The sequence below is a fragment of the Geobacillus thermopakistaniensis genome, assembly GCF_000498995.1.
Taxonomy (GTDB): domain Bacteria; phylum Bacillota; class Bacilli; order Bacillales; family Anoxybacillaceae; genus Geobacillus; species Geobacillus thermoleovorans.
In genome coordinates this window covers 1-1,253 of record NZ_AYSF01000010.1, presented here as the reverse complement: position 1 = coordinate 1,253, position 1,253 = coordinate 1, and the positions used below count along the sequence as shown (strand labels likewise).

Here is a 1,253-nt window from a genome sequence, read left to right as displayed (position 1 = left end):
CGGCATCCGCCTAAAATTCGGCCGAAAAAACACGGCTGCCAGTAAACGAAGCAGCCCTCATGCGGGGGCGGCTTCGTTTTTTTGTCTACCGCTTGAGCGAGCCGACGGGCGAATGGTAACATAGAAGAGGAGGCCCGGTAAAAAATGGAGGGAGAACGAACGTGAAAGTGGCAGAAAAACAAATTGAAGTGCGTTATGCGGAAACAGACCAAATGGGCGTCGTCTACCACGCGAACTATTTAGTTTGGATGGAAGTCGGGCGCACGGAATTGATCAAACAGCTTGGCTTTCATTATGCTGACATGGAGAAAGAAGGCATCATTTCGCCTGTTGTCGATTTGCAAGTGTCGTACAAAAAGCCGCTTCACTACGGGGAAACGGCGACTGTCCGCACATGGATTGACGCCTATGACGGCATCCGCGTGACATACGGCTACGAGATTCTCGCCCCGGACGGCGAGGTGGCGGTGACCGGAAAGTCGCAGCATGTTTGCGTCAAGCGCGATACGTTTCGGCCGATCGTGATCCGCAAATATTTTCCTGACTGGCATGAAGCATATGAGCGGGCGAAGCGGTAAAGGGGAGCGGTGCGATGGCGTTTGGCATCCGCCGACATGAGCTCGCGGCATGGAAAGAGAAAGTGAAGCGCGGTGAAATCGCCTTTTTGACCCACTATTGGTACGACGAACGGTTTCCGCATTGCACGACAGTGACGAAAGTCGGCTGCGCCGATGTCGAAAAACTCGCCGCTTGGGGGCGGCAGTACGGGCTGAAGGAAGAGTGGATCGATCGGCGCGGTGAGTTTCCGCATTTCGATTTGCTCGGTGAGACGCAAACGCGCATTTTGCAGCAGGAAGGACGGCTGTTTGAACTGGAACGATTCACGAAACGGGGGAAGAAGGAATGATGATCGATTTGGCCGTTGTGAAGGAAATGTCGAAACATACGTTGATCGATACGCTCGGCATCGAAATTGTTGAGGTTGGCGAAGGCCGCGTCGTCGCGACGATGCCGGTCGACTGGCGCACGCACCAGCCGGCTGGGCTGCTGCATGGCGGCGCCTCAGTCGCCTTAGCGGAGACGGTCGCCAGCATCGGCGCGTACGCGCTTGTGGACCCCAACACGGAAAACGTCGTTGGATTGGAAATCAACGCCAATCACGTCCGCGCCGTTCGCCGCGGGACGGTGACGGCGACAGGGACGGTGTTGCACCGCGGTCGGACGACGATGGTGTGGGAAAAGCGCGCCGAAAA

3 protein-coding genes are annotated in these 1,253 nt (G+C 56.5%); all 3 read left to right on the top strand.

What is annotated here, in order from left to right:
* The first annotated feature begins 161 nt into the window (after positions 1–161).
* On the top strand, positions 162–578 hold the full coding sequence (locus T260_RS136775; RefSeq protein WP_011231058.1) for an acyl-CoA thioesterase: 417 nt from the start codon (positions 162–164) through the stop codon (positions 576–578).
* A 14-nt stretch (positions 579–592) separates the two neighbouring features.
* Complete coding sequence (locus T260_RS136780; RefSeq protein ID WP_011231059.1) at positions 593–907, top strand: hypothetical protein; 315 nt, start codon at positions 593–595, stop codon at positions 905–907.
* Positions 907–1,253: hotdog fold thioesterase (locus T260_RS136785; protein WP_031212114.1), on the top strand; the 347-nt coding region annotated here is incomplete at its 3' end. The genes T260_RS136780 and T260_RS136785, both read left to right, overlap by 1 nt.

Coding starts and splice junctions, on each gene's coding strand:
- T260_RS136780 (WP_011231059.1), top strand. CDS start 593: ATGGCGTTTGGCATCCGCCGACATGAGCTCGCGGCATGGAAAGAGAAA.